The sequence below is a fragment of the Noviluteimonas gilva genome (assembly GCF_009740395.1).
GTDB lineage: Bacteria > Pseudomonadota > Gammaproteobacteria > Xanthomonadales > Xanthomonadaceae > Noviluteimonas > Noviluteimonas gilva.
In genome coordinates this window covers 1-23,409 of record NZ_WOXT01000005.1, presented here as the reverse complement: position 1 = coordinate 23,409, position 23,409 = coordinate 1, and the positions used below count along the sequence as shown (strand labels likewise).

Here is a 23,409-nt window from a genome sequence, read left to right as displayed (position 1 = left end):
CGTGACGCCGCTCGTTCTCTGCTACGGCGGCACCTTCGATCCCGTGCACACCGGTCACCTCGCCATCGCACGCGCGGTGCGCGATGCCCTGCATGCCGACGTACATCTTTTGCCCGCCGCCGATCCCCCGCACAAGGGACCGACGCACGCCGACGCCGAGCAACGCGCGCACATGCTCGAACTCGCGGTGCAGGGCGAAGCGGGCCTGATCGTGGATCGCCGCGAACTGCGTCGCGCGGGTCCGTCGTACACCGTCGATACCTTGCGCGAGTTGCGCGCCGAATACGGGCCGCATGCGCCGCTGGTGTGGATGGTCGGCGGCGATTCGGTGTTCGAACTCGCGACCTGGCATCGGTGGCGTGAACTGTTCGACCTCGGCCATCTGCTCGCGATCGACCGCCCCGGCGCGCCCATCGACCAGGACGCGCTCGCCGCGCGTGCGCCCGCGGTCCATGTCGAGCTCGCGCCGCGCTGGTGCCTGCCATCACAGCTGCACGCGCTGCCGGCGGGCGGGTTCGCCGAGTTCCGCCTGGGGGCGGAGCGGCCGGAGTCGTCGACCGAACTCAGGCGCCGGATCGCGGCCGACGACCCGCGCTGGCGCGACTGGGTGCCGGCGCCGGTTGCCGCATTCATCCACCAATCGGGCCTTTATGGACGCTCAGGCGCGTGATGCCGACGGTTTCACGCCTGCCGGTCGCAAGCGCCTCGTATAATCCCCGCCGTCTCCACCGAGCCAGCTGCCCTTGACCACCGCCGCGCAAGTCATCAAGACCCGTCTTCCCAATCCGCCGCCGCCGGCAGAAGTCCTCCTCCAGCACGTGCGCAACGCCGTGGAGGAGCTCAAGGCAAAAGATGTCGTCGAGATCGATGTCCGCGGCAAGACCAGCGTCACCGACCACCTGGTCATCGCGTCCGGCACCTCCACCCGCCACGTCAAGTCGATCGCCGACGAAGTCGTGCGCCACGCCAAGAAGCTCGACTGCATGCCGCTGGGCGTGGAAGGCGAGCGCGAGGCCGAGTGGGTGCTGGTCGACCTGGGCGATGTCGTCGTCCACGTGATGCTGCCGCGCGTGCGCGAGTTCTACGCGCTCGAGCGCCTGTGGACCGTCGGCGACCAGCCGCCGGAAGAGGAAGACGCGCTGGCCGCCGGCCGCGTCGAGTAATGCACGGCGTGCGGCAACGCACGCAGTCGCGATGAAGGCGCGGCTCATCGCCGTCGGCGAACGTCCACCGGCGTGGGTCGCCCACGGATTCGCCGAATACCGCAAGCGGCTTTCGCACTGGCTGCCGCTGGATCTGATCGAAATCGAACCCGGCGTGCGCGGCAAGGGCCGCGATGCCGCGCGTGCGACTTTCGAGGAAGGCCAGCGCGTGCTGGCCGCGATTCCCAAGGGCGCACTCGTGGTCGCGCTCGATGGGCGAGGGCGCACGTGGAGTTCGGAGCAACTCGCGCAACGCATGGAAACCTGGCGTGGCGCCGGGCGCGATCTGTGTTTCCTGATCGGCGGCCCGGAAGGGCATGCGAGTGAAGTGATCCAGCGGGCCGACGACACGTGGTCGCTCGGCCCGCTGACCTTGCCGCACATGTTGGTTCGCCTGGTGTTGGCGGAACAGTTGTATCGGGCGAACGCGATGCTCGCGAATCACCCCTATCACCGAGCGTAAGCCCCCACCCCCCTTCCCAAGGGGGGTCAATCGCGCAAAGCGCGATTGGGGGGGATAACGCCGAGGCGAACCGCTCTTGCTTCAAGCGCTGCGACACCCGACGCAACCCCACCCCAACCCTCCCCTGCACAGCAGGGGAGGGAGAAAGCATCACCGCAACACGAACTTCACCGGCACCAGGCCGATCGCCTCCACCGCGTACCCATCCTGCGTCGCCGGCTTGAACTTCCACTTCTTCAGGATGTGCTTGCGCGCGGCTTCATCGAGCGAGCGATTGCCGCTGCTCGTCTGCACGCGCACGTCCAGCGGCACACCGTCGACGCCGACCAACACTTCGAGGATCACCGTGCCTTCGATGCGGCGCGTCATCGCGTCGCGCGGATAGGCCGGCGGGGGCGCGCTCGCGTATTCGAGGCTGTCGGCGCGGATCGGGCCCGGGGGCGTCGTTTCGACGACGATCGCGGTGTCCGGCGCCGGGTCGTAAGGCGGTGCGATATCCACGCCGACCGGATCGACGACCGGCGGTTGTTCGACCGGCGGCGAGCGCGTGGGCGTGACCGGACGCGGTTCGATGCGGCGGTGGGTCTCCGGCGGTGTCGGCGGCGGCGGCGGATCGACGTGCTTGGGAATCACGAAGATCGGAATGGCCACGTCTTCTTCCACCATGGCCTGCGGCGGCGCCATCGGCATCAGCAACAACATCAACGCCGCGGCATGCAGCGCGATCACGCCGGCGATCGCGGTGATGCGCGCGGGACTCGGGCGTTCGAGCAGATGCCCGGCTTGCGCCTGGCGGCGGGGCAGGGACGGCGCGATCGTGTGCGACATGGCGTGGCCTCCGTGGTTGCGTGATCGAGTTGATTCCTCCAACGCGCGGGGTCTGGCAATGGGGTTGATCCGTCGGAAGGCGCGAAAGAACTGCGGGACCAGGAGACAACGGTGATTGCTGCAGTGCACCGCGGACCGGTATTCCGATTGCGACTCTTGACTCGGAAGGCCCATGAGGCTCGAACGCTGGGCGCGGCATCGTATCGACGGGTTGGCGGCCGACCTGCCGAACTTCGGCGGCGATGCCGCGTATCTCGGGGCGTGCGTCCGGTACCTGCGGGCCTTCGTGCTGCCTGACATTGCGGCAGCCGACCGCAGGTTTCCGCTGGAAGCCAAGGAACTCACGACGTCCGCCGCCTCGGCTGCTAATCGAGTGGCGCACCAACCCAAAGAGGAAGAGGCCGCGCTTCGGCACGCCCTCGGGTCCTTCGCCACGGAGCGTTACTCCATTCGACGACTATTCGTTCCGCTGGTCGCCGTGCACTTGATGGAGGACTTGAGGCTAGCGGCATCCGATGAACGACGTGCCTTGTTGATCGAGGCAGTGGCGGCAACCTTTCGATGCATCGAGAGGAATGAGGCGCTGGCGTGCCCCTACGAGGCGGAACTGACCAGCGATCCGACAGGCGTGTACGCGCGGATGACACGTCAGACGAAACATGACTATCGGCTTCGCATCGAAGTACTGGCCGATCGGATGGGCCAGCCGCCAGATCAAGTCGCCAGAGATGCGACTGCCGCGGGGTCGCTTCTCAGGCGCAATCACGACGCGATGCGTTCGCTCGGGATGCGAGCGGTTGCTCACGCGGCGGGATTCTGTGCTGTGCTGGCGCTGCTCTCGGGGCTGTTCTGGTCCATGACGCCCGATGACGCGCACGCCTGGGCTATTTGGGCTGCCGTCGCGCTGGCCACGCTTTCAACATCCGAGATGGCAGCCCAATTCGTCGACCGCGTCGGCGGACTCGGACGTCGCCATCTGGATCACAGTCTCGACTTTGTTCAGGACGGCCTTCCCAAGAACTGCGCAACTGCGATCCTCGTGCCCATGCTGTTGCAGTCAAAGGACAACCTGCACGCGATCCTGAAACTGGCTGAGCGCAATTATCGGATCGCCAACGACACGAACGTCGCCGTGGTGTTGCTGGCTGACTTCTTGGACGCGAGGAACAAAGAGCCGTCGGAACTCGATCTGGAGCTGCTGTCTTACGGCGAAGCCGGCGTCGCACAGTTGAACGTCAAATACGGTCGCGATGCATTCTTCCTGATCGCTCGTGGACGCGAGTTCGCTCCCGATGATCGCGAATGGCGCGGATCCGAACGGAAGCGGGGAAAGATCGAGGCTTTCTCCGCGCTGGTTGCGGGTCGGGCCAATGCCTTTCTCAATGTCGATGCTCAGAGGGCCGAATCGTTACGTCGCTTCAAATTTGCTTTCTGTATCGACGAAGACACCAAGCTGACCCGTGATTGCGTCCAACATCTCGCCGGGGCGCTTGCGCATCCGTCCAATGCGCCGATGCTCCGCGTCAGGGGTGGTCGACGCGAACTCGTTTCCGGACATGTGGCGGCTGTGCCCGCGATCATGGCGTGCAAAAAGGACGCATCGCGTTATCCCATTCCCGGGCTTGCGGCCCGAACGACGATCGATGCCGATTCCAAACTCGACATAGCGTTCAGAAGCACAGCGTTCGATGTTTTCGGAGTGGAGCTCAATCGCGGGAAGATTTTCTACGACATTCGTGCGCACGACGCGCTGTCGGAAGGACGCTATCCGATCGGCGTGCTTCTTAGCCACGACACGATCGAGAGCGATGCGCTGCACCCGCTCTTCGTAGGAACCGCAGCGTTGGCAGAATCGGTGCCGGACTCAATGCTCGACTCGGCCATCCGCTCGCATCGCTGGATGCGAGGGGATTTGCAGAATCTGGCGGTCTATCTCTTCGGCCACCGACGCAGCGCAGACGTCGGTCTGTACTGGAAGATCGTGGTGCTCCACCAGATCCGAAACCTTTCGTTGCCGATCGCCACCTTCTCCCTGGCCGCATGGGCTGCCATGGACGGAGCGCCTTGGCTGCTGACCCTTGCATGGGGTGCAATCGCATTCCAGGCCGTTCTGTTGCTGGTCTTGGGCGCCGTTCAACAGCCGGCTCGGATCGGCAGGATCGTTGTCGCCACCGTCGCGGACGTCGGGTTCAAGCTTGCCTCACTGCCGTTGATGGCTGCCGTGGCCGTTGACGCCATGGTCTGCGTGGGTTGCAGCCTGGTAACGCGACGCGGATTGATGCGATGGCGCGCGTCGTCGTTCAAAGGGGATCGCTCGGGGCGTCGCTTCCTGTATGCGATGGACCTGCTCGGCGTCGCGTCCGCGGTGATGTCGGTGGGGCTGATCTACCTGGATCGCTTCAACGCAGGAAGTGCTTCAATCCTGGCGATATGGATGGCGGCCCCGCTTCTGATCCGACGACACCGCAAACGGCCCAGCTAGAATCGAAGCGTTACGTAGTGGGGAGACTGTGCCACCCGTCCCTCAGCAGGGTAGAGGACAATCGCGGAACCCGAGTAGCGCTCGGCCAATGCCGACACGCAAATGCGAGACCGACCCGATGCAGGGTCGAAGATTTCGGCCTTGGTGGAAGTCTGTCGGCGAAGGACGACGTAGTGGCCCGGATAGAGGTGGATGATCGACGGAACGTCGAGGCCGGCCAGGTCGGACAGCGTGGCGTCAATGGCGACTGCGGCGTGCCCCAAGTCCGCAAACACCGTTAGCAGGGCGTTGACGCTCAGTCCGATCTTGCCGACATCGTAGCGTCCACGAAGGTGCGACATTGTCACGGGATGTCCGTAGAAGCTGGTCAGCATGCTGATGCAGGCAAGACCGCACTCCATCGGGTGCGCTTGATACACCATGGGCAGTGGCGGGGTGATGCGCAGCAAAGTCAGACGGGGCCTGGGGCGCGGATCAAGCAACGCGGGGCTCCTCCGCCGGCATGGGCAGGCCAGCCGATATCAAGGATTCGGCAAGCTCGTCCAGCATCTCGGGCGCTCGTGGGTCTCCACCCGAGCCCGCATGATCAAGCGCTTCGTGTAGACGTCCCTGCACCCGTTCGCGCGTCAAAGGGCGATTTGCGAGAGCCTGACGCGCCAACGCAACGTGCTCCTGCAAGCGCGTGGAACAGGCTCCATCTGGGGGCATCGCGTGGCGATTGCGGCCCTGCTGGACCCGGAACTGAGAACGCGCGAAATGCAGTGCGCTGCGTCTGAGCGACGCTTCGCTTTCACTCTTCAAGCCGAACACATCAAGCGTCTCGCTTGCGACGGTTGTCGCGTAGGCACGCAGAGCGGCCTGCCACACGTTTCGTTGGAGCGCATCGCCATCTTCGATCGCGCCATACTTCCTGAAGTAGTAAGCGAGCGATCGCAGTATGTCGCGGAGTTGTTTCATCTCCTCGCCAAAGCGAACGCCGTTGTCCGTGAACGAGGCGGGCGACCAGTCGGCCAGTTGGCGCGTGGAGCCGAAGTCGAGAAGCAATCCACGTGTGGTCGCGTTTGCCGAATACAGGCCGCCATGGAACAAGCGATGCACATGTCCGTAGGCGATGTGACCTGCCAATGCTGCGAACGCCGAACGCAGGCCTTTTCGCGCGGCATTCTCGGTGGACGCGAACTTATTTACGGCCAACGCCGTGCGCTCGGCGTCGATGACCTGCGCACGAGGCATCGACGCAAGCGGCTCGAAGAACGTGGCGCGCTCGAAGTGCGCCAACCGCGCTTCGAACGGCCGCACCAGGAGCGCCCGGCGCGTGCGTGGGTCGACGGGGTCGGCAAAGATACCCGTGTCGAGCACTGCAATCGTGGGAACTGCGGAGCCTGGGCGCCTTCGCTCCATGATTTCCGACCAGATCGCCTCGCGAAGTGCCTCCTCGATGAGCAAGTGTCCGTTTGCGTGCTGCCAGTCTGCTCGCTTGCCGACCAGCGGCGTTCTTCCGATACCTTTCACGCAGAAGCCGTGTGCGATGCCTGCGCGGCCGCCACCGCCGTTGGGTGAAAGTCCGGTCGCGCCGTATCGCTCGGCATGGAAGACGGATGCTTCGGAAGAGAATGCGCGTGCATCCACACCCTCTTCGAAGACCGCGAACGCGAAGCGCCGAATCAACCATGCTTCAACTTGTTGGCGGGCGCCGGACTCGCGAACATCGAATCCATGCGAGAGGAACCAGCGCGAGTTGAGCCAGACAGCGATCGGCGAACGCAATTGCCTGACGGGGAAAGCCACGAATGTGGGTTCGCCAAAGTCGGGAGTCGCTTCAAGTACCTCGATCGATCGTGCAACGTCAGCCGGGTTTGCGGCTGAATGAGCGCGTTTGTCCCGTTGCCCGTCGATAGGCGACCGAATCAAAGGACTTGAATACTGAGCGACGAAGGATTCTCGAAACTTTGTGTGCATAACCGCGCCGCGCTCCGAAGTCCACGATCCAAAGGCACTCGCCCTCGTTCCATTCCGAGATATGGAGCATCGTTCGAGGGTCCGCCGACACCCGCGCCAATACGTCTTGAGACAGTTGCGCCCACGCCACATAGGCGAGCGGAACGCCGTCGCGGTCGTACAGGACCGCGACTTGCTCCAACAGCAGAGCGGGTTCGATCCAGACCGCCAGCGAGGCGATCTGGAACCTGCGATGCAGGGGGCTCTGCAGCATGACGCCGGCGATTTCGCCCAGGCGCGCGAAATACTCGTTGGACGCGCCGCCGACGGGCTCAAGTGTCGGCGCATGAAGCGCAGCCATCGATCAGCTCGCGGGGCAATGCGCCGCCGCGCCTTCCCGCATCCGCTTCACCGCATGGACGCCCCAACCATTGGCGCGATTCTCGTCCGTGTTCGCCTCGGTAAATGCGTGATGCTGGTGGTAGGTTTCGTGTGCGATCACGTACGCAAGGTGCTCAGCGCGCGTGAGCTCGCCCGTCAGGGTGCCGGGTTGGTTCGTCAGGGGATCGATATAGCCAGGCATGATGCTGCCCGGAACCATTCCACCTGCGTAGACGTAGGTCACGCCCTTACCGTTCGAAGCGCTGATGGTCAGGCCGCCGACCTGCGCGGTGTAGCCGGGAACGCCGGATGTCGAGTTGCCCTGCCCGCCGCGGTGAATCCAGGAGGTTTGCCCATTGCTTAGCGACGGATTGCGAAACACGCGTTGCGGCAGAACATGCAGTGTGTATGAGGGCTTGAATCCTTTACCGGGGAGCGCGGTCGCATTCGCCACGCATGTCACCCGCTCCTTCGTCGGTACCTGATCGGCCGGAATCGAACGGAACATCGATTGGTAGTAGGCGTAGCACCATGAGCAACCGCCCGAGGTTTCTTCCTTGAGGAACCCGCTCAGGCCGGGCATGTAGTAGCCCCCGCTACCCGTGACCCTGCTACCTGTCACTGTCACAGTGTCCAATGTCTGTGTGTAGTTGCCATCGCCGCCGAAGATGGCGTCCATCTCGGCATCAGTCAGCATTCGCATTGCAGGTTCCTTTTGCACCGGGGGGATCAGTAAGCGCGCGCCTCAGCGGTCGCACGCGGGAAGGGGGGCGGAATAGGGGCGAGATGCGAAGGACTTCGCGAACGTCGCCTTTGCCCACGCGTCTTCCGCGGCTTGTTCGTCGGGCTTCAACTCGTGCGCCAGTCGTTCTATGGAGGTCGTGATCGACCTTGCTTCGGGCTCGCGTGCGAACAAGGCCTGCAACTGGAGATAGGCGTAAGCCTTCCTGGCGTCGTAAGGAAGGCCGATGGCGACAAGGCCGTGGCCATGCGTCGCGCGAATCGCACCAGCCAAGCGCACCATGTCCAGATCGCCTGCGTCGATGCCCGTCGTCACAAGGCCCTCGACATTCGAGACGTAGATGTCCTGAAGGCGCTGATGCGGCGCGTCGTCCCCGACGGATGACGGCCAAGGAGCAAGTACGAAGCACCGCGCCGCCATCCTGTCGCCGGCGAGCGCTGCGGCCAACGCAGACTCGTAGAGCGCAATGTTGGATTCAATCGTGCGGGGGCGAACCGGCTCGCAGCGCTGCGCGTTGTTCTCGACGAAGGCAACGGTTGCTTCGGCGTCGCGAAGATCGTCGGAGGACATCAGCTTGCGTGTCTCGTCTCGGTTCAACCACGAGTACGGGTCGGTCTTGAGCTCACTGACGAAGTCACGATGCCTCGCATATTTCTCGCAAGCGTTGAGGTTGCGGAAGGCAACGATGCGTGGATCCAGCGAGCGCTCGTCGGCCTGGAGAGGCCGTATTGCCTTCGCAGAGGAGGGAACGCTGCGCTCGACAACTGCGCTCGGGCCTGTGCGAAGCCCGCTCGATTCAAGCCGCTTCTGAGCCGACTCTCCAGGCTTCATGCGAATGGCGAAGCCACCTGCGACCAAGCCGAGCGCAAGAACCATCGCAACAATGACGCGCGGGTTGGGCATTCGCGATCCACGGCTCTGTGGTACTTGCGTCGAACCATACCCAAGTCGATCGGAAGCTACAGCGCAGCGGATGCAATACGAGACGATTCGTGTCGTTCTGTGGCCCGAGGCGTGCACGGCACGGTATCGAGCTTGGTGCAGGGGTCCACTTTGCCGCCAATCTGATACTTGGCGTCAAGGTATGGGGGAGGGGCGGAAGCATCGAAGGCGCGTCTGCGATCTTTGGAAAAGCGCAAACTTTTCTCCGGCGCGTTGAGTCTATCGCCCTCCTTCACTGTCCAGACGACAAGAAACCCGCGTGGACCTTAGCAGCTACGTTGCGATCGGTGGACGACCGACGAGAGGCTGCCATCAAGGCGGGGCGTCCTTCTCCATTTACTCACCGCTGTCGAAAAACAGAAGAACTGGTCATCCCGGGTCTTTGGCGGCTACGACTTCGGCTGCTGCGACTGTAATGTCTTCGGGCGGCTTGGCGTACACGAACTGGTAGAGCCCTTCCCTCGCGCGGTTGACCGACTGCGCCTGAGCGAGAAGTAGCCCTCCGAGGTTGGGCTGGGCTAAATCCGCACCAAGCGCTTTCTTAATTGGCGCACCCGCGGGCATCAGCAGCACGCGGGTCGTTTCCATGTCCGCAAAAGCTGCGGAAATTTGCCTAGCCAAAACCTCATCAAACAGGTGAAGTTGCGACGACGCTTCGGCAATGCGCTCGTGGTCAAGTGCCACGCCCCATTCGACGGCGGTATTGAAGCGCGCGACGGATTTCGGCTCAAGATTCGCGAGCCGGCTCGCGACTTCGGCATTCAAAGCGGTGCGGTTCAGACGAGCGGCTAACAGAGTGCCGTAAGCCCTCGCTCGCGACTTTCGTTGCTTGGCTGCGACAAGCGTTGGCCAAACTCCGACATAGAGTGCTATGAGGGCAGCAATCGCCGTGATTACGGCGCCGGCCGCTTGCCAATCGACATCGTATTGGAAGCAAGTCATTTCGCCCTCCATGTTCTGTGAATTGCTCGGAGGCTCCGATTGCAGGACGGATCAGTGGCCCTTCGGGCCGACGATTACACGGACCTTCAACTTTCCCGAATGGGATTCCAGGTCCCGCTCTAGCCCAACCGGGTTCCCTATTCTCCCTTCCGGGTCATAAATGAAACATACGAGCAGCCCGCAATCTGGATGTCGTTCGTACCTTGCGATATCAATAAGAATCTGAGCACCCAAATCACTCATGCTCATCGAAGAACGCGTCTTCTTAACTTCTACAACTATTCGTTCCTGCTTGAGCAGGAAGTCAACTCGCGACGATCCGCCTGCGTAGCTCGGCGTCCATTCCTCTGCGCGAATATCATCAAAGTGCAGCTTGAACGCTGCATGCAGCAAATCTTGCACGTCGTATTCGTCATCAATCTCAAGGGTTGGGCGTTTTGCATGACGCGAGCGCAACTGCCGGGCCATCGAATGAAAACGCAAACACACCTGTTCGATTAAAGATAGGTAGTCAGGCCGATCCGTTTGTTCTTCCGGGCCGACCTCATACTCGTTAATCTCATCAACCATCGACGCAAGAATTGCTTCGGCTTTGTCCAGCCCCTGCAGGAACGCCTCGTGAAATTTGTAGTCAGGGGTTCCCGTAGACCAAGCCCCAAGGCTGTACGAGATTTTTGAGAAGTCAGTGAAGTGGCGGCTTGAGTCGCCAAAAATTCTCTGAATTGCAATCTCCGTATCACGCTTCCATTTCGCAAACGCAGGGTCGCTGGACCCAAGTGCGCGAAGCTCACCTGTTGCACCTTTCTGGCGCTCAAGGATCTCGATTGCTCGATTCGGTTCCAAGACTCCCCTCCTTTGGCGGCACCCCTAATTCACCGCCTCAACCAGTTGTTCGCGGAGTGTTTGAATTTCCGCGCGCGCCGCTTTCTGGTAGACCAACTTCTTCTGCTTGTAAACCTTCACAATCTCTTCTTCTTCGGCCGTTAGATCACGAGAAACATCAACGTGAAACTTGATGGCAGCATTCCAGAGTTCAATTGCCGTGTTTACCAGATCCTTACTGCCAAGAATCATCAGCAACGCATAGCTGTCGCCCCATCGCTGAAGTGACTCGCTATGCTCTTGCTCTGTTTTCTGGCTCGGTTTTGATACCAGTGAAGCCTTCTTCTCAATAATGTCCTGAGTGCATGCAAGGTATGAGGCGCAAGACCGCTGCGGCTCCTCAAGTTGCTCCGCGATGACTTGGCGTTTGTGCTGCCGTTCCGCCCGGCCCTCGTCTCGCTTAGCTTTATCAGCTTCGCGTCGCCGTTCATCCTGCCGATCTTCGCGTTGAATCTTTCTCGCCCAGAACGCGCCCAGCGCACCGACTAGAAGCGGACCCACAACACCCCAAATGCGAATAGCGTCGTCGCCATCCATTCTCCTGCCCCCTGAACAGCCGTGCAAAACTGTCGCATATAACCCGATTGCCCCGATGTAATGCTTAGTAGCCGGGGCCGGATTTGAACCTGCGCCCCTACTGCCGCCCGGACCCCGGCCCCTTCGCCGGGTCCGCTTGCTCATCCGTATCGCGATCGATGCCGGGTTCGTCCGGCTGATTCCCCGGCTTCGGCACCTTCGCCTGCGCATCGCCCTTGTCGCGCGGCTGCGTTTCGGCGTATCCGGGATTACGGCCCGCCCGCGGGTCTGCCGCGGGCGGGGTGTCGCGTTGCTTGTCGGCCATGGCGCTGTCCTGCGAGTGCGCGCGATGCGCGATGGCCGCAGTGTTACTGACCCAGTTCGAAAACCACGTCAAGGCTCACCGACAGCGTGGTTTCGCCCGGCGCGACCGAGGTCTCCTTGGCCATCGCCATGTCGCTGGCCTGCGCACGCATCATGTACGGCATCGGCGGACGCGCCGTGCCGCCTTCGGCGATGCTCACCACGCGGCGCACGCGCAGGCCCATTGCCTTGGCGTAGGTTTCGGCGCGTGCCTTGGCCTTCTCCAGCGCGGCCAGGCGCGCTTCGTCGAACGCAGGTTCCGGCTTGTCGACGTCGAAGGTCGGGCCGTTGATCTGGTTGGCGCCGCTGGCGACGAGCGCATCGAGCACCTTGCCGAGTTTGCCGATGTCGCGCGCCTTGACGTTCACGGTGTTGCTGGCCTGGTAGCCGGTGATCGTCGGCGGCGTGTTCTCGGCGTACTTGTATTGTGGCTGCACCGAGATGCCGGCGGTCTGGATGTCGCGCTCGGCGATGCCGGCCGCGCGCACGGCCTTCATCACCGCGTCCATCTGCGTGGCGTTGTCGCGCATCGCGGCGTTCGCATCGGCGGCCTGCGTGACCACGCCGGCGGAGATCGTCGCCACGTCGGGCACGCGGCGGGACTCGGCCTGGGCCGACACCGAGAGCAGCGTGCCGTCGGCGGGAATGGGGGCGGTCTGGGTGGCGCTCTGGGCGTGGGTCGGCATGGCGGATCCGAAGGTGAGGGCGAGGCCGAGGGCGGTGGCGAGCGTCAGGGGTCGAAAGGTCATGCAAGGCTCCATGGATGGGGGTGTGCTTTCCGTATCGCGGCACTGTCGTGCGGCGGAGTGAACGAACTGTGAGCCTTTACGGGGTCAAGCCGAAACGGCGCGAATGTCGGCGTACAGCCGCGGGTTAGACTCCCGCCGATGCTGCATCTCGCCTCGCGTTCCCCTCGACGCTCCGAACTGCTGTCCCGCCTGGGATACACGTTCGGCACCCTCGAGCTCGACATCCCCGAACACCGCGGTCCTTCCGAAGGCGCGGACGACTACGTGCGTCGCGTCGCCCGCGAGAAAGCGGGCGCCGGCCTGTTGCAGGTGATGGCCACCTCGGGCGCGGTCGTGCTCGGCGCCGATACCGAAGTCGTGCTCGACGACGAAGTCTTCGGCAAGCCGCGCGATGCCGACGACGCCGCCGCGATGCTCCGCCGCCTCTCCGGCCGCACGCACCAGGTGATCTCCGCCGTGAGCGTGGTGAGCGCCGGACGTGAAGCGCAGGTCGTCTCCGAATCGCAGGTGACCTTTGCCACGTTGTCGGAAGAGGACATCGCCGCATACCTTGCAAGCCACGAGTGGAACGGCAAGGCCGGTGCCTACGGCATCCAGGGGCGCGCGCAGGTGTTGATCGCGCACCTGGCCGGGAGCTTCTCCGGCGTGATGGGCCTGCCCATGTACGAGACCGCGCGCTTGCTGCGCGAATTCGGAATCACACCGACCGGGGACGCACGCGCATGAGCGAAGAGATCCTGGTCAACGTCACCCCGCGCGAAACCCGCGTGGCCGTGGTCGAGAACGGCATGCTGCAGGAGCTGCACATCGAACGCGGCTGGAGGCGCGGCGTGGTCGGCAACATCTACAAGGGCCGCGTACAGCGCGTGATGCCCGGGATGCAGGCGGCGTTCGTCGACATCGGCCTGGACCGCGCGGCCTTCCTGCACGCCAACGACATCGTGCGCGCCGCACCCGCGGTCGCCGGCGAAGACGCCCCGATGCCGCCCGCGCAGTCGCGCCCGATCCTCGATTTGTTGCGCGAAGGCCAGGACGTCATCGTGCAGGTGGTGAAGGACCCGATCGGCAGCAAGGGCGCGCGCCTGACGACGCAACTGTCGATTCCTTCGCGCTACCTCGTGCTGCTGCCGCAGTCGCGCGTGGTCGGCGTGTCCTCGCGCATCGAAGACGAAGCCGAACGCGCGCGCCTCAAGGGCCTCGTCGCGGAATTCGCGGGCGGTGGCGAGCAGGGTTACATCGTGCGCACCAATGCCGAAGGCCAGCCCGCCGAAGCGCTCGCCGAAGACATCGCCTACCTCAGCCGCGTGTGGGCGCTGGTGGAAGACCAGCAGGGCACGACGAAGGTCGGCGCCTGCATCTATGAAGACCTCACGCTGCCGCTGCGCGCGGTGCGCGACCTGATCCGCCGCGACGTGGAAAAGGTGAAAGTCGATTCGCGCGAAACCTGCGACCGGCTCCAGACCTTCGCCGCCCAATACATGCCGGGCCTGGCCGAAAAGATCGAGCCCTACAGCGGCGCGCGCCCGATCTTCGACCTGTACGGCGTCGAAGACGAAATCCAGCACGCGCTCGAAAAAGAGGTTCCGCTGAAGTCCGGCGGCTATCTCGTGATCGACCAGACCGAAGCGATGACGACGGTCGACGTGAACACCGGCTCCTTCCTCGGTCAACGCAATCTCGAGGAAACCGTTTACCGCACCAATCTCGAAGCTGCGCAGGCGGTGGCCCGCCAACTGCGCCTGCGCAACCTCGGCGGCATCATCATCATCGACTTCATCGACATGACCGACGCCGAGCACCGCCGCCAGGTGCTGCGCACGCTCGAGAAGTCGCTCGCCAAAGACCACGCCAAGACCACGGTGTACGACTTCTCGCCGCTCGGCCTGGTCGAGATGACGCGCAAGCGCACCGTCGAATCGCTCGAGCGCCAGCTGTGCGAGCCCTGCCACGAATGCGGCGGGCGCGGCACGCTCAAGACCTCCGAAACCGTGACCTACGAAATCTTCCGCGAGATCACGCGCGCGGTGCGGCAGTTCGAAGCCGCGCGCCTGCTGGTGATCGCTTCGCCGAAAGTGGTCGCGCGCATCACCGACGAAGAAAGCGCGGCGGTGGCGGAGCTGGAGGAATTCCTCGGCAAGTCGATTCGGTTCCAGGCGGACGAGCAATACCTGCAGGAGCAGTTCGATGTCGTGCTGCTCTGAGAGCGGAACGCGGGAAACGGGAAACGGGAAACGGTAGATGCCGACTCCCTTTCGACGCCGGATGCGGCATGCGCGACGCTTTGTCGGCTACGGCGCGCTCGTTGCGGTGATTTTCGTCGCGTTGCTGGTCGGCATCGCGAAGCAGTTGTTGCCGCTCGCCGAGCGGCATCCCGATCGCATCGCCGCGTGGCTCAGCGAACGCGCGGGGCGGCCGGTGCATTTCGCGAAGGTCGAAACGGCGTGGACGCGTCGTGGTCCGTTGCTGCGCCTGGATGATTTGCGCCTGGGCGACGGCGCGCAATCGGTCGTCATCGGCGATACCGAAATGCTCGTCTCTCTCTACGGCGGCCTGTTGCCGGGCGGCACGTTCTCCGAATTGCGCCTGCGCGGTTTGGACCTGACGGTCGAACGCGCGGCCGACGGCTTCTGGTCCGTGCGCGGCTTGCCCGGACAGCAACAGGAAGGCGGCGATCCCTTCGCCGCGCTCGAACGCCTCGGCGAATTGCAGATCATCGGCGGGCGGTTGCATGTGATCGCGCCGACGCTCGGCATCGACGCAAAGGTGCCGCGCATCGATCTGCGCCTGCGCGTGGAAGGCGACCGCATCCGCAGCGGCATGCGTGCGTGGATGCGACCGAATGTCTCGCCGCTCGACGCCGCGCTCGACTTCGATCGCAAGCTCGGCGACGGACACGCCTATGCCGGTGCGATGAAAGCCGATCTCGGCGCGTGGGCGCCACTGCTGCACATCATGGGCGTGGAAGCGCAATCCGGTCGCGGGCGTGCGCAAGCGTGGGCGGAACTGCGCGGACATCGCGTTGCGTCGATCATCACCGACGCGGCGCTCGACGACGTTGCCCTGCGCGGCGCGCCCTTGCGCGATGCGAGCGGCGTGCGCGTGCCGCAGGCGCGCTTCGGGCACGTGGAAATGCGCGCGCGCCTGAAACACGCCAACGGCGAATGGCGCTTCGACGCACCGAAGCTGCGCATCCATTCCGACGGCGGCCAACAAACACTCGACGGGTTGCTGCTGATCGGCGGCACGCGTTTCGGCCTGCGCGCCGATCGCGTCGCGGCCGGTCCCTTGCTCGCGGCCGCCGCGCTCAGCGATCGCATGGACGCCGGCTTGCGGCGCTGGATCCTGCTCGCGAAACCGCAGGCGCTCTTGCAGCAGGTCGAAGTCGTCGGCATGCAGGCGGGTGCATTGCAGGCGCACGGCACGATTTCGGGCGTGGGCTTCGCGCCGGTCGGAAATTCGCCCGGCATGCGCAATCTCGCGGGCGACATCCTCGGCGATGCCGACGGCCTGGTGTTCACGGCCGATCCGAAATCCACCGTCGATTTCGATTGGCCGGCCGGCTTCGGCGTCGTGCATCCGGTGGCGCTCACCGGGCGCATCGCGTTGTGGCGCGAAGGCGCGGGCTGGCGCGTGGGCACCGATGCGTTCCGCGTTCGCGGCCGCGACTTCGGCGTGCATGCGCGCGGCGGCCTGTGGTTCCAGAACGACGGCACGCGACCGTGGATCGACTTCGCGGTCGACATCGATCCCACACCGCTTCCGACAGGCAAGGGCTTCCTCGTCCGTCATTTGATGCCAGACGCGACGGAACGCTGGCTCGACACCGCGCTCGTCGGCGGCACGCTGAAGAACGGCCGCGCGATCATCTCCGGCGATCTCGACGACTGGCCCTTCCTGCACCAGAACGGCCTGTTCCGCGCGGACGCCGAACTCGAGGACGCGATCGTGAAGTTCTCGCCGGACTGGCCCGCGACCGATGGCCTCTCAGGTCCGATCAGCTTCGTCGGCAACGGGTTTTCCGTCGAAGGCAAGGGCGCGCTCGCGGGCGTCGGGATTTCGCAGATCCGCGCGGGCATCCCGGATTTCAGCAAGTCGGAACTGTACGTGCAGGCCAATGGCGGGAGCGATGCATCCAAGCTGCTCAACCTGCTGCAACACAGCCCGTTGAACAAGGACAACGCCGAAACCCTGGCGAACATCGAAGCCAGCGGACCGGCGGACGTCACCTTCGACATGCTGCTGCCGTTGCATGCCACGACGGTGCCGGGCCGCACGAAGGGCACGGTCGAACTCAAGGGCGCGCGCCTGCGCGAGAAGCGTTGGGACCTCGCGTTCGAAGACGTGCGCGGCAAGGCGGATTACGGCGACGGCGGCTTCGCGGCGAATGCGTTGTCGGTGCTCCACGACGGGCAGCCGGGCACGCTCGGCCTGCGCGCGGGCACGGCCTTCGTGCGCGACAAGGCGCAGGCGTTCGAAGCCGACATGCAGGTGACGATGGACGCGAAGGCGCTCATCGATCGCGCGGGGAACCTGGGTTGGTTGCGCGGCTATGTCGAAGGGCGGTCGCCGTGGACGGTCGCCGTTGCATTGCCGAAGGCGACGGGCGCGAATGCGCCGCCCACGAAATTGACGCTGCGCTCCACGCTCGTGGGCACGACGCTCGATCTGCCCGCGCCGTTGCGCAAGCCGGCGAGTGCGGCCTTGCCCGCGACCATCGAAGCCGATCTCCCGCTGGGGGAAGGTGAAGTGCGCGTGGCATTCGCGAAGGTCGCGGCCTTGCGTTCGCGCACGCGCGGCGACCAGACCGGATTGCGCGTCGAACTCGGCAGCGATCGCGTCGACGAACCACCGCCGGCCTCGGGGTTGATCGCGACGGGGCATGCGCCGTCGCTCGATCTCATCGATTGGATCGGCATCGCCGAAAGCGGCAAGGGCAACGACGCGGGCGCGAAGGGCAACGCCATGCCGCTGCAGCGCATCGACCTGCGCACCGATCGCCTGGTCCTGCTCGGCGGCGTGTTCCCCGATGCGCGCGTGCAGGTCACGCCCTCGGGCAACAACGCGGCCACGGTCGTCGTCAGCGGCCCGGCGCTCGCCGGCACCGCGACGGTGCCCGACGCGAAGGGCGCGGCGATCAGCGGCCGCATGGAACGCGCGTACTGGAAGTCGCCGGCGAAATCCGCCACGGCTACGCCTGCCGCACCGCCGGTGCCGGATGCGCATCCGATCGACCCTGCGTCGATTCCGCCGCTGGCCTTCGACGTCGCCGACCTGAAGATCAACGCGCTGTCGCTCGGCAAGGCGACGATCCGCACGCGCCCGACCGCGACCGGCATGCGCTTCGACACCCTGCAGGCGCAATCGGACCAGCACAAAGTGGCCGTGACCGGCGATTGGAGCGGCATGGGCGCCGCGGCGCGCACGCGCGTCGGCCTGCAGATCGAGAGCCAGGACTTCGGCAAGTTGCTCGACGGCTTCGGTTTTGCCGGCCAGTTGGCGAGCGGGAAGGGCACGGCGAAGTTCGATGCCACCTGGCCCGGCGCGCCGCGCGAGTTCGGCGCGCGCGGCGTCGAAGGCACGCTCGCGCTCGACGTGAAGGAAGGCACGCTGCTGGAGATCGAACCCGGTGCGGGCCGCGTGCTCGGGCTGCTGAGCATCGCGCAGTTGCCCAAGCGCATGCTGCTGGACTTCCGCGATTTCTATTCCAAGGGCCTGGCGTTCAATCGCATCGACGGGCATGTGCGCCTGTCGCAGGGCAAGGCGCGCACCGACGACCTCACGATCGACAGCCCCGCGGCGCAGATCGAGATCCGCGGCGCCGCCGATCTGCAGACGCAGACCTTCGACCAAACCGTCGAGGTCGTTCCGCGCGCCGGCAACCTGCTCACCGTCGCCGGCGCGGTCGTCGGCGGCCCCGTGGGCGCAGCGATCGGCGCGGCGGCCAACGCGGTGCTGAAGAAGCCGCTGGGCCAATTGGCCGCCAAGACCTATCGCGTGACCGGCCCCTGGAAGGACCCGAAGGTCGAAGTCACCAAGAAATCCGCGCCGCAGGGGCGTTCCAGCGCATCGGCCGACGATTCCCCGAACGGATGAGCCGCCGCAAGCGGTTGCGTCACGCGCCCTGAAGCACCATCTCCCTCTGCATCCCCCGATGCATCGCCACGGATCGCCCATGACCCTGCCGCTGAAAATCGCCGAAACCCGCCTGCTCGTTCCCGCCGGTCTGGCCACCGGGACACTCGATGCGGCCTTCGGCACCTTGCTCGGCCCGGGCATCGATTTCGGCGACCTGTATTTCCAGCACGCGCGGCGCGAGAGCTGGACGATGGAAGACGGCATCGTGAAGGACGGCGCGCATGCGATCGAGCAGGGCGTCGGTGTTCGCGCGATCTCCGGCGAGAAGACGGGCTTTGCGTATTCCGATGAAATCGACACGCCTGCATTGATCGAAGCGGCGAAGTCGGCGCGTGCGATCGCGCGCGATGGTTCGTCCGCGTCACCGCGCGCGTTGGTGCCGGGCTCCGGTCGTTCCCTCTATGCAGCCGAAGATCCGATCGATGGCATGGGCAACGAAGCGAAGGTCGAAGCGCTGCGCGAAATCGACCGCTTCCTGCGCGCCGCCGATCCGCGCGTGAAGCAGGTGATGGTGTCGCTGGCCGGTGGCGTCGACACGGTGCTCGTCGCGCGCAGCGACGGCGTGCTCGCCGCCGACGTGCGTCCGCTCGTGCGCCTCAACGTGCAGGTCATCGTCGAACAGAATGGGCGCCGCGAAAGCGGTTACGCCGGCGGCGGCGGGCGCTATTCGTACGCCGAACTGTTCGCCGACGGAAAGCCGCAACATTTCGCGCGCGAAGCCCTGCGCCAGGCGCTGGTGAATCTCGAAGCGATCGACGCGCCCGCGGGCGTCATGCCCGTCGTGCTCGGCAACGGTTGGCCCGGCGTGCTGTTGCACGAAGCGGTCGGCCACGGCCTGGAAGGCGACTTCAACCGCAAGGGCACGTCGACCTACGCCGGCCGCATGGGCCAGCGCGTCGCGTCGCCCGGCGTGACCATCGTCGACGACGGCACGCTGCCGAATCGTCGCGGCTCGCTCAACATCGACGACGAAGGCACGCCGACGTCATGCACCACGCTGATCGAAGACGGCGTGCTCGTCGGCTACATGCAGGACACGCACAACGCGCGCCTGATGGGCATGCAGCCCACCGGCAACGGCCGCCGCGAATCCTTCGCGCACCTGCCGATGCCGCGCATGACCAACACCTATATGCTCGCCGGCGACCACGATCCCGAAGAGATGATCCGCTCGGTGAAGAAGGGCCTGTACGCGGTGAATTTCGGCGGCGGCCAGGTCGACATCACCAGCGGCAAGTACGTGTTCTCCGCGACCGAGGCGTATCTCATCGAAGACGGCAAGATCACCGCGCCGGTGAAGGGCGCCACGCTGATCGGCAACGGCCCGGAAACCATGCAGCGCGTGAAGATGATCGGCAACGATCTCGCGCTCGACGAAGGCGTGGGCGTGTGCGGCAAGGACGGGCAGAGCGTGCCGGTCGGCGTCGGGCAGCCCTCGTTGCTGATTGATCAGCTCACGGTGGGTGGGACGCAGGCGTGAAGCCCTTCGCGCGAGAGCGGGAATGGGGAATAGGGAATCGTCGTGGCGCAGTGGCTGCAGACCCTGCGAAATTACGATTCCCTATTCCCCTATTCCCCATTCCCTTCTTCGGGCGCGGCCTGCATCGCCTCGCGCACCACCTGGTAGATCTCGCGGAACGCGCGCGGCGGCTTGTTGCGATTGCGTTCCTCGATCGCATTGCGCACCAGCGTGCGCAGGCGCTGGCGGTCCGATTGCGGGAAGGCGTCGAGGAATTCGGCCAGCGCTTCGTCGCCGCCGTCGATCAGGCGGTCGCGCCAGGCTTCGACGCGGTGCATCGCCGCCACTTCCTTGCGCGAGGCCTCGCCCTTTTCGTCGAGCGCATCGCGGATGGCGTCCAGCGTTTCTTCGTCTTCCCGGCGCATCTGCTTGGCCAGGAACTGCAACTGCCGCTTGTGCGCGATGTGCGCGGTGATGCGGCGCGTTTCGAGGATATGCGGCATCAGGCTTTCGGGAATCGGCAGCTTCTCCAGCTGGGCGTCGGTCAGCACCGCCAGCCTGCCGCCCAGTGCCAGCACGTCGAGCGCCGCACGGCGCTGGTCGCTGCGGCTGGGGCTGAGGAATTCGCCGGTTTCGGGGTCCTTGCCGCGCATCGCTTCATTCCTGTCTCTGTTCGCTTTCAAGGATAGACCATTGGCCAACCTCCCCCTGTCGACGACCGCTTCGGTCCCCACCCGCGACGAGAGCGTCGCCCGCCTGGGCCAGCTTTCGGACATCGCGCGCGAGCTGCTCGATCGCTGCCGCGCCGCCGGCGCTTCCCAGGCCGAAGTGTCCTGTTCGCAGGAGCACGGCCTCAACGTCAACGTGCGCATGGGCGCGGTGGAAACGGTCGAGTCCACGCGCGACCGGGGCATCGCGGTCACCGTCTATTTCGGCAAGCGCAAGGGCAGCGCCAGCACGGCGGACCTGCGCGACGAGAGCCTGGCCTCCACGGTCGAGCAGGCCTGCGCGATCGCGCGGCACACCGAGGACGACGTGGCCTCGGGCCTGGCCGAGCGGGAGTTGATGGCGCAGGACCTGCGGGAGTTCGATGGTTGGCATCCGTGGGACGTCGATGCCGATCGCGCACTCGATATCGCGCTCGCGTGCGAGCAAGCCGGCCGCGAGCAGGACGCGCGCATCGAGAACAGCGACGGTGCGTCGGTCGGCAGCAGTGAGTCGCTCGGTGTGTATGCGAATTCGCACGGGTTCCTCGGCGCCGAGCGCAGCACGCAGCACACGATCGGTTGTGCGTTGATCGCCGGGAAGGGCGATCAAATGCAGCGGGATGGTTGGTATACGACGGCGATCTCCGCGGACGATCTGGAGTCGGCGGTGTCGGTCGGTCGTCGTGCGGCCGAGCGTGCGGCGTCGCGTTTGGCGCCGCGGTCGTTGCCGACGGGCGAGGTGCCGGTGTTGTTCGAGGCCGAGGTCGCGCGTTCGTTGGTCGGGCATTTGCTCGGTGCGGTGTCGGGTGGTGCGTTGTATCGGCGCGCGAGTTTCCTCGTCGATTCGGTGGGGACGCAGTTGTTCCCTGATTGGTTTTCGATCGAGGAAGATCCGTTCATCGCGCGCGGGTTCCGTTCGGCGTCGTTCGATTCGGAAGGCGTGGCGACGCGGGCGTCGTCGTTGATCGACCGGGGCGTGTTGCAGCGTTACGTGCTCGGGAGTTATTCGGCGCGCAAGCTCGGGTTGCAGACGACGGCGAACGCCGGTGGCGTGCACAACCTGCGGATCAAGGCGAACGCGGGGAATTTCGATTCGATGGTGCGCGGGATGTCGCGTGGGTTGTTGGTCACCGAGTTGATGGGGCAGGGTGTCAACGCGGTGACGGGTGATTACTCGCGTGGCGCTGCGGGGTTCTGGGTCGAGGAGGGCGAGGTGAAGTTCGCGGTCGACGGGATCACGATTGCCGGCAACTTGAAGAAGATGTTTTCCGCGATTGAAGCGGTGGGCACCGACGTGGATCCGCGCTCGCATATTCGCTGCGGGTCGATTCTGGTTGGGCGGATGACGGTGGCTGGGGAGTAACGCGCCAAGAGCGTGGCTCCATCATTAGCGCGCCGCCCGAACGTGAGTAGTTCCAAATTTTTTGGGAAAAAATCTGAAACTACTCACGCTGGGGCATCACCTTGCGGGTCGCTTCGATCAGGGGCTTTCGCCCGAGCATTCATTGGGGGCTGCAAAGCAAGCTTTGCAGGTGGCCGATCGTTTTCGTTTAGCGACGAGCCTGGTGGTTTGAGCTTTCGCCGCTCAGACCCGAAGCGCCAGGTCGCAAACCCAAACGCCCACGTCGTCGGACCGGAAGCGCCACTCCGCAGAACCCTAAGCTCCGGGTCGTTCGACCTGAAGCGCCTCCTCGCAGACCCTAAAGTTCAGGTTTTCGGGCCTGACGCGCCACTTCGCGGACCCGAAGCTCCGGGTCGTTCGACCTGAAGCGCCACGTTGCGAAGCCGAAGCTCCACGTCGTTAGACCCTAAGCACCACGTACGCCGACGCGAAGCACGAGGTCGTGCAACCCGAAGCATCGAATCGCGGACTCGGAAGGCCAGGTTGGCAACGTGGCGTTTCGAGTTGCAGACCTGAAGCGAGCAATCCCGACAGTGTTGGCAGTTCCGCGAGTGGTGAGAACTGTCCGTCTCGGAACGGGCATCCGTCTGCTTGGTTGCACCCAAAGACGATTGCAGGATCGCTCTCGGAGTGTAAGAACTCCTGTCAGATGCGGCCGCCATGGCGGCTGTCCTTCGGCGCGTGTACTGCGTCGGGTGGGGGCGGAATACGAGACCCCGAAAGGGGGAATAACGCCCAGCCGACTTCTGACGGTTTCTTACCCTCCCGACTCCTTCCCGCCTGACGGCGCGAAGGCCTCAACTGCAATCGACCGGAGGTTCCCATGCGAAATCCACAACGCACCGTGCTGGTGGTCAGCGAGACCGCCAAGTTCGACCTCATCCGGCTGCGCGAGCACTTGCGTCTGCTCTCCAAGCTCACCGACACAGGTACCGCGGCGAGTGGCTACGACCAATTGCTTCATCCGGATGCGCTGGGCTGGTGGTTCTCGCGAATCGCGCGTGACCTGGACGAAATCGTGGAGGAAATCCACTACTGCCCGGATATCGACCGCGCAGCGCAGCAGGGATGAAATGCACTACGCCGGCGCGAAGGGGCGCGCGCCGGTGCTAGCCCGCGCAGATTCACGTGGAATGCGGATGTCCGCTTTCGGCCAAAAGCGGACATTCGACGCCACCCTTTAGAATGCAGCAGCTCCCGCCGCAGAGGCCGCCAATGCAGGTCTGGATTCGTTCTGTCGCAATCGATGATCAAGGGCTCTTGCAGGTTGAGCCTG

At 64.7% G+C, this 23,409-nt stretch carries 22 protein-coding genes; 10 read left to right on the top strand and 12 right to left on the bottom strand.

The features are described 5' to 3' along the window. Position 1 precedes the first annotated feature (1 nt). From nadD to rlmH, 3 genes are all read left to right on the top strand, one after another. Positions 2-670 (top strand): nicotinate-nucleotide adenylyltransferase, encoded by a 669-nt coding sequence (nadD, locus tag GN331_RS14225; RefSeq protein ID WP_331713496.1) that lies wholly within the window; start codon positions 2-4, stop codon positions 668-670. Between the two features lie 73 nt (positions 671-743). After that, entirely contained in the window at positions 744-1,163 is a 420-nt protein-coding gene (rsfS, locus tag GN331_RS14220; protein ID WP_156642965.1) for a ribosome silencing factor, read from the top strand. A gap of 31 nt (positions 1,164-1,194) precedes the next feature. Next, positions 1,195-1,665: a 23S rRNA (pseudouridine(1915)-N(3))-methyltransferase RlmH gene (gene rlmH, locus GN331_RS14215; RefSeq protein WP_156642964.1), complete on the top strand. Its 471-nt coding sequence runs from the start codon at positions 1,195-1,197 to the stop codon at positions 1,663-1,665. 150 nt (positions 1,666-1,815) lie between these two features. On the opposite strand, the gene GN331_RS14210 is transcribed toward rlmH, so the two are convergent. Then, complete coding sequence (locus GN331_RS14210; RefSeq protein ID WP_197427156.1) at positions 1,816-2,493, bottom strand: energy transducer TonB; 678 nt, start codon at positions 2,491-2,493, stop codon at positions 1,816-1,818. A gap of 172 nt (positions 2,494-2,665) precedes the next feature. Here GN331_RS14210 and GN331_RS14205 point away from each other — a divergent pair, with 172 nt between their 5' ends. Next, complete coding sequence (locus GN331_RS14205; protein WP_197427155.1) at positions 2,666-4,975, top strand: hypothetical protein; 2,310 nt, start codon at positions 2,666-2,668, stop codon at positions 4,973-4,975. Here the strand turns inward: GN331_RS14205 and GN331_RS14200 are convergent. The 10 genes from GN331_RS14200 to GN331_RS14155 form a co-directional block, all read right to left on the bottom strand. Continuing rightward, positions 4,972-5,457: a cysteine peptidase family C39 domain-containing protein gene (locus tag GN331_RS14200; protein ID WP_156642961.1), complete on the bottom strand. Its 486-nt coding sequence runs from the start codon at positions 5,455-5,457 to the stop codon at positions 4,972-4,974. The two genes, GN331_RS14205 and GN331_RS14200, sit on opposite strands and share 4 nt — an antisense overlap. Further along, positions 5,450-6,763, bottom strand: coding sequence for a hypothetical protein (locus GN331_RS14195; RefSeq protein ID WP_156642960.1), 1,314 nt, complete (start codon positions 6,761-6,763; stop codon positions 5,450-5,452). Before GN331_RS14195 ends, GN331_RS14200 begins: the two co-directional genes overlap by 8 nt. Before the next feature lie 58 nt (positions 6,764-6,821). Continuing rightward, on the bottom strand, positions 6,822-7,274 hold the full coding sequence (locus GN331_RS14190) for a toxin-activating lysine-acyltransferase (RefSeq protein WP_156642959.1): 453 nt from the start codon (positions 7,272-7,274) through the stop codon (positions 6,822-6,824). Between the two features lie 3 nt (positions 7,275-7,277). Then, complete coding sequence (locus GN331_RS14185) at positions 7,278-7,997, bottom strand: hypothetical protein (protein ID WP_156642958.1); 720 nt, start codon at positions 7,995-7,997, stop codon at positions 7,278-7,280. 42 nt (positions 7,998-8,039) lie between these two features. Next, positions 8,040-8,939, bottom strand: coding sequence for a hypothetical protein (locus tag GN331_RS14180; protein WP_156642957.1), 900 nt, complete (start codon positions 8,937-8,939; stop codon positions 8,040-8,042). A gap of 408 nt (positions 8,940-9,347) precedes the next feature. After that, positions 9,348-9,920, bottom strand: a complete 573-nt coding sequence (locus GN331_RS14175) for a hypothetical protein (RefSeq protein WP_231734525.1) — start codon at positions 9,918-9,920, stop codon at positions 9,348-9,350. 51 nt (positions 9,921-9,971) lie between these two features. Then, entirely contained in the window at positions 9,972-10,763 is a 792-nt protein-coding gene (locus GN331_RS14170) for a PD-(D/E)XK nuclease domain-containing protein (protein WP_231734524.1), read from the bottom strand. Between the two features lie 24 nt (positions 10,764-10,787). Then, positions 10,788-11,339 (bottom strand): hypothetical protein, encoded by a 552-nt coding sequence (locus tag GN331_RS14165; protein ID WP_156642955.1) that lies wholly within the window; start codon positions 11,337-11,339, stop codon positions 10,788-10,790. A 97-nt stretch (positions 11,340-11,436) separates the two neighbouring features. Further along, positions 11,437-11,643 carry a hypothetical protein gene (locus tag GN331_RS14160; RefSeq protein ID WP_156642954.1) on the bottom strand — a complete coding sequence of 69 codons (207 nt, stop codon included), beginning with the start codon at positions 11,641-11,643 and terminating at the stop codon, positions 11,437-11,439. A 43-nt stretch (positions 11,644-11,686) separates the two neighbouring features. Continuing rightward, on the bottom strand, positions 11,687-12,430 hold the full coding sequence (locus GN331_RS14155; protein WP_156642953.1) for an SIMPL domain-containing protein: 744 nt from the start codon (positions 12,428-12,430) through the stop codon (positions 11,687-11,689). Positions 12,431-12,568: 138 nt separating this feature from the next. Between GN331_RS14155 and GN331_RS14150 the strand changes: the two genes are divergently transcribed. The 4 genes from GN331_RS14150 (at position 12,569) to tldD (ending at position 20,045) form a co-directional block, all read left to right on the top strand. Beyond that, the gene (locus tag GN331_RS14150; RefSeq protein ID WP_156642952.1) at positions 12,569-13,156 is read left to right on the top strand and encodes a Maf family protein; all 588 of its coding nucleotides are present in this window, start codon (positions 12,569-12,571) and stop codon (positions 13,154-13,156) included. Further along, on the top strand, positions 13,153-14,631 hold the full coding sequence (rng, locus tag GN331_RS14145) for a ribonuclease G (RefSeq protein WP_156642951.1): 1,479 nt from the start codon (positions 13,153-13,155) through the stop codon (positions 14,629-14,631). The genes GN331_RS14150 and rng overlap by 4 nt, the downstream gene beginning before the upstream one ends. A gap of 37 nt (positions 14,632-14,668) precedes the next feature. Next, positions 14,669-18,523, top strand: a complete 3,855-nt coding sequence (locus GN331_RS14140; protein ID WP_156642950.1) for a YhdP family protein — start codon at positions 14,669-14,671, stop codon at positions 18,521-18,523. A 79-nt stretch (positions 18,524-18,602) separates the two neighbouring features. Continuing rightward, positions 18,603-20,045 carry a metalloprotease TldD gene (gene tldD, locus GN331_RS14135; RefSeq protein ID WP_156642949.1) on the top strand — a complete coding sequence of 481 codons (1,443 nt, stop codon included), beginning with the start codon at positions 18,603-18,605 and terminating at the stop codon, positions 20,043-20,045. An 89-nt stretch (positions 20,046-20,134) separates the two neighbouring features. On the opposite strand, the gene yjgA is transcribed toward tldD, so the two are convergent. Further along, positions 20,135-20,677 (bottom strand): ribosome biogenesis factor YjgA, encoded by a 543-nt coding sequence (yjgA, locus tag GN331_RS14130; protein ID WP_156642948.1) that lies wholly within the window; start codon positions 20,675-20,677, stop codon positions 20,135-20,137. A 55-nt stretch (positions 20,678-20,732) separates the two neighbouring features. Here yjgA and pmbA point away from each other — a divergent pair, with 55 nt between their 5' ends. Next, positions 20,733-22,094 carry a metalloprotease PmbA gene (gene pmbA, locus GN331_RS14125; RefSeq protein WP_156643190.1) on the top strand — a complete coding sequence of 454 codons (1,362 nt, stop codon included), beginning with the start codon at positions 20,733-20,735 and terminating at the stop codon, positions 22,092-22,094. An 862-nt stretch (positions 22,095-22,956) separates the two neighbouring features. Further along, positions 22,957-23,205, top strand: a complete 249-nt coding sequence (locus GN331_RS14120; protein WP_156642947.1) for an XAC0095 family protein — start codon at positions 22,957-22,959, stop codon at positions 23,203-23,205. The last annotated feature ends 204 nt before the right edge of the window (positions 23,206-23,409 follow it).